This window comes from Stenotrophomonas sp. HMWF003 (assembly GCF_003061285.1).
Classification (GTDB): domain Bacteria; phylum Pseudomonadota; class Gammaproteobacteria; order Xanthomonadales; family Xanthomonadaceae; genus Stenotrophomonas; species Stenotrophomonas maltophilia_AP.
In genome coordinates this window covers 13,015-14,182 of sequence record NZ_QAIW01000260.1, presented here as the reverse complement: position 1 = coordinate 14,182, position 1,168 = coordinate 13,015, and the positions used below count along the sequence as shown (strand labels likewise).

The window sequence follows — 1,168 nt, the reverse complement described above, 5'->3', positions numbered from 1 at the left end:
CTCGGACATCGAGCGCTTCAGCGGTCGTGTGCCGCGCCCACAGCGTCGCCCATCGGCAGTACCTCGCCCACCTGCGTGGCCAGGTCGTACACCACCAGCGCCTCGCCCTCGGCATCAGCGCTGCACACGCAGGTGCCGTCAGTGCGCCACACGGCAGAACGGCCCGCCATGACGAAATCATCGGCCGGTCCTACACCATTGGCCATCATCACGGTCAGCCCGTGGTGCTGCGCGATGGCAGGGTAATGCCGGTAGCCGGTATCGACGCCCCGCGCGGCCTTGGCCACGCTGGCCAGGTAGACCGTAGCGCCACGCGCCACTGCGGCATCGGCGTGCGCGGTCTGCAGCGATTCGTAGCAGATGGCCGGCGCGATCACTGCACCGTGCAGCGGGAAGACCATGGGCCGGTCGCCCGGATGGAAGTACGGCTGTTCGTCGGCATGCAGCATCTGCTTGGCGTACACCACTGGCACTTCCCCGCAGCGGAACACGAACATGCCGATCTCGATGCCCTCTTGGCCTCTGTGCGGTGCGCCGACCGCGATCAGCATCTGGTCCCGGTCGCTGAGGGCCTGGAATACTTCCAGACGCGGATCGTCGCAGGACATCGCCAGCCGCTGCGCCATGCGGGGTTCGTAACCGGTGAGCGAGAGCTCGGGGAAGACCACCACCGCCGCGCCGTCGGACGCGGCACGTTCGATGACCGCGATGTGCCGTTGAATGTTGCCGTCGATATCACCGGCAAGCGCACGCAGTTGTGCGGCGACAAGTTTCATGGCGCTTCCTCTGCCAGGCAGGGCGGAATGCGCTGCGTGCGACCTTCAATACACCGTCAGGCGGGCATACGGCAACACGGCGATGCGTGCCTTACTTGCGCGCGGAACGTACCTGCTTGCCGTCGCCGCCCTGCGCAGCCGCGCGACTCTCCGCGAAGGCCGGGAAGGTCTCGGCGATCGTCGCCTTGTCGGGCAGGATGTAGAACACTCCGCCGCGCTCGAACGTGGTGCGGACGATCTGATCGTAGAAGCCGGAAGAGACGTTGATGCAGCCGTGGGTAACGCGGTTGTCGTCGGGCGACGGCGAGGCCAGGCGTTCGGCGCGCTTTTCGGCCGGAGTGCCAGGCGGGGTCGGATGCAGGGAAACGGCCGACTCGTAGTCCACCCACAGC

Annotated in this window: 1 protein-coding gene and 1 pseudogene; both read right to left on the bottom strand. The window is 67.0% G+C overall.

The window, feature by feature from the left end; all coding sequences use genetic code 11:
- Positions 1-17: 17 nt before the first annotated feature.
- Positions 18-776 carry a carbon-nitrogen hydrolase family protein gene (locus DBR34_RS10880; protein WP_128096803.1) on the bottom strand — a complete coding sequence of 253 codons (759 nt, stop codon included), beginning with the start codon at positions 774-776 and terminating at the stop codon, positions 18-20.
- Between the two features lie 91 nt (positions 777-867).
- Positions 868-1,168 (bottom strand): annotated as a pseudogene (locus tag DBR34_RS22690) (hypothetical protein); the annotation flags it as partial.